Origin of the sequence: Chryseobacterium antibioticum (assembly GCF_012927325.1) — a bacterium.
Lineage (GTDB): Bacteria > Bacteroidota > Bacteroidia > Flavobacteriales > Weeksellaceae > Chryseobacterium > Chryseobacterium antibioticum.
The window spans coordinates 1-7713 of record NZ_JABBGI010000056.1 but is presented as its reverse complement, the minus strand read 5'-3'; the positions used below and the strand labels follow the sequence as shown (position 1 = coordinate 7713).

Genomic DNA, 7713 nt, shown 5'->3' with positions numbered 1-7713 from the left:
TACAATGGGGCGAAAAATCCATTGCGGCTTTACAGCTTTCACGGGGACACAAATTTCATTCATATTTCAATTGATGGGCTTAGGGCAGGAGGTTATGCTGTGTGCTTAGACTTCCTCCTGAGCCTTCATCAATTAGAGATTAGTAGATAAATAAAACAATAGATTTTTTAAGAAACAGAAAGTGTAGACTACAGGTAACCATAGAAGAAGAAAGAGAAAAGCCCTTTCCGCAAAGTTGACAGCTTAGGAGGGAAAGAGCTAAGTGCTTAATTAAATTAAACTTTTCAAAAGTATGAAAAAAAACTTTTGCAGCCTAGGCCATATTCAGTTGGCTTTTGGCTTCACATTGCTGGTGTCTTGCACAGCAATAGGACAGGTGCGCGAAATTTCAGGCACAGTCACAGAGAATAATCTGCCTGTTAAGGGAGTATCCGTATTTCAGGAGGGGGGTGATGCAGTAACGTTGACCAGTGCTTCCGGTACATATATAGTGCGGGTAACAGGAGAAAATCCCGTGCTTATATTCCGTCATCCGGATTATGGGGAGCGGAGGTTTTCAGTTGAAAATTCGGCGGTTCTGAATGTTTCTTTAGTCTTAGCTGATAAAACGACAACGACAAATGTTGGGGAGGTGGTCCTGAATGCGGGATACTATAAAGTAAAGGATCGGGAGAGAACGGGAAGCATTGCCAAGGTATCGGCTAAGGATATTGAAAATCAGGCTGTGGGTAATGTGCTCTCTGCGGCCCAGGGAAGGGTAGCAGGAGTGAATATTGTTCAGAACTCGGGAATGCCGGGTGGTGGTTATGATATTCAGATAAGAGGTAAGAACAGCCTGCGTTCACTGGCCAACAGTCCGCTTTATGTAGTGGATGGGGTTCCGGTGGGAGGTGAAATGACCTCTCAGTTTTCAGGAGCTATACTTCCTGCCAGCAGTATTAATCCGCTTAACAGTATTAATCCTTCCGATGTTGAGAGTATTGAGATTCTTAAGGATGCGGATGCCACGTCGATTTATGGATCAAGGGGAGCCAATGGGGTAGTTCTCATTACCACAAAAAAAGGCAAATCAGGAAAGTTTGGGCAGCTGGGATTGAGTATCGGGACTTCGTATTCGGTGAGCTCTGTAATCAGCAACCTTAAGATGTTAGGTACTTCAGATTATATCAGAATGCGCAGAGAGGCGTACGAAAATGATGGGGTTTCTGTATATCCGCCCAATGCGTATGATATCAATGGAATATGGGATCAGACAAGGAAGACAGATTGGAGAAGGGCTCTTATCGGGAATACGGCAGATGCTTTTAATACTCATATTTCCCTAAGCGGAGGAAATGACAGAACCAGTTTTCTGATAGGCTATGGACATACTGAACAATCTACCGTATTTTCAAAAAATTTTAAATATACGACGGATCATATTTCAAGCAGTATCAGCCATAGTTCTGAAGATAAACGTTTTCAGCTGACTGTCTCCAACAGGTTCTCGCTTCAGAAAAATAATTTGCTCAGTGAGGATATCACCAGGCAGTCTCTGCTTTTGCCTCCTGATGCTCCGGCATTATACCTTGAGGATGGCAGCCTAAACTGGGAGAATAATACCTTTAATAATCCGGCAGGGCTTTATAACAGTTCCTATTCGTATGAAAACAAGCAGTTTTTGACTAATATGAATATGCAGTATGAACTGCTGGAACATTGGTTTTTGAAACTAAGTGGTGGGATCAATTATCAATCTTTTGATGAAAGGTCCTTAAAACCCAATACGATGTATAATCCTGCCTCCTATCAGGGGCAGTCCAGTGCGAGCTCCCAATCTTATAAAAGCAGCCAGGACCGCTTTTCCTATATTCTGGAGCCACAGCTTAACTGGCATAGGAAAACAGGACGCCATGCTTTTGATGTACTGGTGGGAACGACTTTTCAGAGTGAGGTCAACAGACAGGGCTCGATGCAGGGGTTTGGGTTTGAGAGCAATGCCTTTATAGAGAATATAGGAGCCGCCAGATACAAGATCATCACCGATCAGATAAGGACAGAATACCGCTATGCCGCTTTTTTTGGAAGAATTAACTATCAGTATGCCGGAAGATATATTATTAACCTGACCGGAAGAAGAGATGGAAGCAGCCGTTTTGGTCCCAATAATAAGTTTGCGAATTTTGGGGCGGTTGGAGCAGCATGGATATTCTCTCAGGAAGCCTTCCTGAAGGATAAGAAATGGCTGAGCTTTGGAAAACTGCGTACGAGCTATGGAAGTACAGGAAGTGACAATATCGGGGATTATGGATATCTGGATACCTATGATATCTCAGAATCCCTTTATAATAATATAGCAGGTTTGAATCCTTCAAGGCTGTATAATCCCAATTACAGCTGGGAGAAGACCACCAAACTGGAAGCTGCCTTAGAGCTGGGGTTTGTTAGGAACCGCATTAATCTGACGGCAGCATGGTACCGCAACCGCTCCTCAAGCCAGCTGGTGGGCTATCAGCTTCCTTCTGTAACCGGCTTTTCAAGTGTTTTGGCCAACTTGAATGCCACGGTCGAAAACTCAGGATGGGAGCTGGAACTTTCCGCAAAACCTTTTTCAGGAAAATCTTTTCAGTGGGAGACAGGGCTCAATATTAGCTTTCCTGAAAACAAACTGGTCTCCTTTCCGGGGCTGGAAGGCTCAACCTATGCCAATACCTATATGATAGGGCAGCCTATTACCATGGTTAAGGTGTATCAGTACGAAGGAATTGATCCTTCAACAGGACTGTACCGGTTTAAAGATTTTAACGGGGACGGGAAGATCTCGGCTCCTGATGACAGGAAAGCGGTAGAAAATATTGGGGTACGGTATTTTGGAGGCTGGAATAACACGCTGAGGCTTGGGAATTGGAATCTCTCATTTTTATTCCAGTTTGTCAAACAGAAGAATTGGAACTACCATAATATCATGCCCATACCGGGCAGCATGAATAACCAGCCTAAGGAGGTGCTGGATGTATGGTCCACAGACCATCCTGATGGCACCTACATGCCGTATTCCTCGGGAAGCAATGGGACAAAGAATCAGCTCCATGTCTTTTTTATGAACAGTACGGCAGCGGTGTCTGATGCTTCTTTTATACGCCTTAAGAATCTGGAGCTGGGCTATCAGATCCCTGTGAAAGGATGGCTTAAAAATGCGAAGGTCTATTTTCAGGGACAGAACCTGCTGACCTTTACCAGGTATTTTGGGCCGGATCCTGAGTTCAGGAATATAGGCTATCTGCCTCCTCTTAAAACCTATTCATTAGGAATACTGATTTCACTTTAAATGCTAAAAAAATAACAATGAAAAATTTTAAAATCTTTATATCTCAATATATTAAAGGAGTAGTCTCCGGTATATACGGCTGGATACTGGCGGTCTTTTGTCTATGTCTTTTCTCATGTGAGAAAATGCTGGAAGTGGAAACACCTTCTAACCAGATCGGGAAAGATAAGGTCTTTGTGGACGTTCAGACCGCCAATGCTGCGCTGGCCGGACTCTATGCCGGATTGAGGGATAATTCACCGCTTTCAGGGGAGGCATTGGGTCCTTTTCTTGGAGTGTATACCGATGATCTGGACTCTTATGCCTTAACGGATACCAATGGCGTACTGGCGCTTTATCATAACCAGCAGACCGACACCAATTCGACGGTCTATTCCATATGGTCTACGGCTTATCAGCATATCTATGCAGCCAATGCCATTATAGAAGGTGTCAGAGCATCAGCGCTTCCCGCTGAGGATAAGAACAGGATAGAAGGGGAAGCACTGCTGATAAGAAGTATCCTGCTGTTTTATCTGCAGCAGATCTTTGGAGCTTCTGCTTACCCTATAAGTACAGATTATACGGTTAATCAGTCTTTGTCAAGAGTGGAAGCCGGAGAAGTCTTAACACGGCTCGAGACAGACTTGTCCCGCTGTATCCAGCTTCTGTCGGATGGATATCGGGACGTAGAAAGGATATTTCCTAACAGGAAGGTGGCAGAGCTGATGCTGGCCAAAGTATATATGCTGGAGCAGAAATGGAGCCATGCAGAAGGGATACTGAAAACAATTACAGCAAGTCCGCTTTATAGTTTTCAGAATGATCTGGCCCAGGTATTTCAGAAGAATTCAGGGCATATTCTGTGGCAGTTAAAACCTGCGGGTCCCGGTGATCCGACCAAAGAAGCCATGCTGTATTACTTCTCAGCGGCAGCTCCTACGAATTATGCACTTTCTGAAAACCTGATAGGGGCATTCAGCTCAGGTGATCTGAGAAAACAAAGCTGGATGGTTCCTGTAACAGTAAACGGGAAGACCTGGTATAGGGCGGGTAAATATAAAAATACAGTGAATAACGATACGGAAGATTCTGTCGTGTTTCGGCTGGAAGAAGTGTATTTACTGCTAGCAGAAACACTGGCTCAGCAGAACAAAACAGGGGAAGCATTACAGCATATCAATCCGGTGAAGCAGAGAGCAGGATTGAGTCCTTTAGCATCGGTTTCAAAAGAAATGTTGCTGGATGAAATCCTGCTTGAAAACCGCAGGGAGTTTTTTACAGAAATGGGGCACCGCTTTTTGGACTTAAAAAGAAATGGCAGGCTTGGAGATTTACAGGATGTAAAACCTGGCTGGAAAGCTTTTCACAGCTTATGGCCTGTTCCTCAGAAGGATCTTCTGCTTAATCCCAATCTTAAACCTCAGAATAATGGCTATTAATGTGAACAGGCTGCTGATTCTTCTTTTGATTTTTCTGGGCATTGTATGCTATGGGACTGCGAGGAAAGATTCACTTCAGGATAAAGCCTCTAAGTACTATAATATAGCCGTCAATCAGGTTTCTGATAATGGAGAGTGGCTAGTGGCTACAAAAGTGTACAGGCGCAATTATGATACGGCCATGGTCATGCGGACCCATAAATCAGGGGTGAAGGCAGTGATAGGAACACTTACCAAAATGACTCAGTATTCATTTGTTAAAGATGATCAGCTTTTAGCATCAGGACAGGGGAGGGCTGTGCTATGGAACCTTAATACAGGAAAGAAAAAGGAAGTGAAAATAAGTTCGGATCATCATGAAGCAGAAAATATAACCCAAAGCGGAGTGCTGGAAAAAGGAGAAAAATACTTTTTGCTGACCAAGGATAGTGTTCTTCATCTCTATAATGCTCGGTCTGAGCTGTTAACAGCTATAGGCGGAGTACAGTATTTCAGGGTTGACAAATCGGGGACTAAATTGTTCATCGTGAAGAAAACAGGGCATAAGACTGAGCTTATCTGTTATGCTGATAAAAAGTTGAGTTCACTGTATAAGACATCCGATGCAATGACAAGTATGGAAGAAATACCCTCAGGAAATTTGCTGATCGTTAAAGAGAAAATAAAAAGGGGCACAAGTAATGAAGGCAGGTTCCAGAAGGTTGTTTTTGTTGATGTTCTGAAAGGAGAGCTGATGTTTCCGGATATTGGAGAGGCTGCTCAAAGTGAGTATCTGCGTTTTACGGAGATCCAAAACGGGAAAAAAATTATGATTACCGGAATAAAGCATATTCCGGCAGAAAAGGGAACGGTTGATATCTGGTATGGCAATGACGGAAATCTGGAAGCCAAAGAGGAGGGAACCTCAGTGCTCAGGTATTGGATGTGGGAAAAAGGTGGCAATACCATAAAAAAAGTTCCGTCTGATCGTTTTTCAATGGTGGTCAGTCTGGATAGTCCTAACTATTTTTTGATGTTTAACCGGGATGAACTGCAAAACTACACCACCTTGTTTCCTTTGATTCATGCCTATATCTATGATCTTAAAAATGACAGCTATAAAGATTTAGGAATCATGCAGGCTGAAATTTCAGTGTCGAATGGTGGAGCATATTTTCTTTATAAAAATACAGATGAACGCTGGGTGTTGGTTAATATGAAGACTTTTGATATGTTACCGTTAGTGAAGGAGGATTTAAAAAAGGCATTTTTCAGTCCTGATGGTCAAACGATCTTTTTTGAAAGCAGTAGCGACCTTTGGAAGTATGATATTAAAACAGGCCGGTTTACAGCATTGAATATGGATCATAACAATGAAGTAAAGATCCTGACAAAGAAAGAAAATGATTTATATCCTGAGACGGGGTATAATTTTCGTAAAAGTACAGTGGATGTCAATCTTCCGGTATTGCTTTCGGTCACTAAAAAAGGAAGTATTGAAAAGGCATTCTTTAAATGGGATAACGGAAGACTTAAAAAGATAATGGCTTCTTCTAAATCCAATATTACCTGGTACAAGACAGGCCAGTCTTTAGATGATGCGGTCTATGTGGAAGAAAGTCTTCATTATCCGCCACGCATGGTATATAAGGAGACAGGAAAGGAGAATGCAAGTGTTATATTTCAAAGCAATACCCAGGATACAACATCAGCTCTGATCAGAAGAGATATCATCAGTTTTAAAAATACGGATAATCAACCCTTAAAGGGTCTTTTGTATTACCCAATTGGCTATACTGAGGATAAGAAATATCCGATGATCGTGCATATTTATGAAGTCCAGAGCAGAAATCCTAACCAGTATTTATCACCTTTGAATAATTTTCCCGTGGGCTTCGATATTAAAAAACTACTTGAGCAGGGTTATTTTGTGTATCTGCCGGATATCGTGAATGGTTCTTTAGGGGTGGGTTGGTCAGCACTAGATTGTGTGGAGAGTTCATTGGATGCGTTAAAAGATCATCCGAATGTTGATCTGGGTAATGTGGGACTGATAGGTCATTCTTTTGGAGGATACCGCACCAATTTTATAGCCACCCGTTCCAATCGTTTTAAAACCTATATTTCGGGAGCAGGAGCAGCTGATCTGACAAGAATGTATTTCTCCTATAATGAGACATCATCTACCCCTTTCTACTGGCAGTTTGAAGAGGGGCAGTACAATATGCATTCTTCGTTTGCAGAGAACAAAAAGCTTTATGTTGAGAATAACCCCATTGAAAACGTTCACAAAGTGAGTGCCCCCATACTCTTATGGACCGGAATGGAAGATAAAAGGATTGTATGGGATCAGACGATGGAATTTTATATTGGGCTGAAAAGAAATAAAAAAGGCGTAGTGGCTCTTTTTTATCCGGGAGAGGCCCATGTTTTTACGACAGGTTCAGAGGCAGAGAAGGACTTGGCCTTAAAGATACAGGATTGGTGGGATTATTTTCTGAAAGGAAAAAAACAGATTCCATGGATTGAGAAACAAATGAAGAATTCCCCATCTACATTTGTATTTTATAAGAATAATTGAAAAGCAATTCTTTTTATCTCAATCTATCCAGTATCAAATGTTATGTATTCAATTATTTATAACACTGGTTTTTACTTTTATTATTGCAAATTTAGGACAGCATCATTCACCTAAAAAAATCTTTTTGGGTATCTCAAAAAATTCTTTCCACAGGTTTCAATAATTTTTTCAGAAACTCCTGAATCCTGCGGACAAAAAGATTTCAAGCCGAATCCTCCAATATTTTGGAGGATTTCGGTTTTATCTGCCTGATACTGTCCTTTGGTTCTTGGCAAGAAAAAGTCGGAACCTCAGTTATACGAATCAATTCAATCAAAATACTCTTTAATGTCAACAGAACTCATCAAATTAAAAGGTAAATACTGCTTTTTGAATTGGAAGAGTATTAAAAGAAAAAAGTCGAGTGTCCTCGAAACCCAATCAAT

Annotated in this window: 3 protein-coding genes; all 3 read left to right on the top strand. The window is 41.8% G+C overall.

The window, feature by feature from the left end:
* Positions 1–292: 292 nt before the first annotated feature.
* Genes HHL23_RS22025 through HHL23_RS22015 form a run of 3 tightly spaced genes read left to right on the top strand, consistent with a single transcriptional unit; the run spans position 293 to position 7288 of the window.
* The gene (locus HHL23_RS22025) at positions 293–3307 is read left to right on the top strand and encodes a SusC/RagA family TonB-linked outer membrane protein (RefSeq protein WP_169236887.1); all 3015 of its coding nucleotides are present in this window, start codon (positions 293–295) and stop codon (positions 3305–3307) included.
* Positions 3308–3324: 17 nt separating this feature from the next.
* A complete protein-coding gene (locus HHL23_RS22020) occupies positions 3325–4728 on the top strand; it encodes a RagB/SusD family nutrient uptake outer membrane protein (protein ID WP_169236886.1) in 1404 nt (467 codons plus the stop codon).
* Positions 4718–7288, top strand: a complete 2571-nt coding sequence (locus HHL23_RS22015; protein WP_169236885.1) for an alpha/beta hydrolase family protein — start codon at positions 4718–4720, stop codon at positions 7286–7288. Before HHL23_RS22020 ends, HHL23_RS22015 begins: the two co-directional genes overlap by 11 nt.
* Positions 7289–7713: the final 425 nt, after the last annotated feature.

What these genes read in the sequence shown, in the direction of transcription:
- HHL23_RS22020 (WP_169236886.1), top strand. Translation starts at nt 3,325, where the DNA reads ATGAAAAATTTTAAAATCTTTATATCTCAATATATTAAAGGAGTAGTC.
- HHL23_RS22015 (WP_169236885.1), top strand. Translation starts at nt 4,718, where the DNA reads ATGGCTATTAATGTGAACAGGCTGCTGATTCTTCTTTTGATTTTTCTG.
- HHL23_RS22025 (WP_169236887.1), top strand. Translation starts at nt 293, where the DNA reads ATGAAAAAAAACTTTTGCAGCCTAGGCCATATTCAGTTGGCTTTTGGC.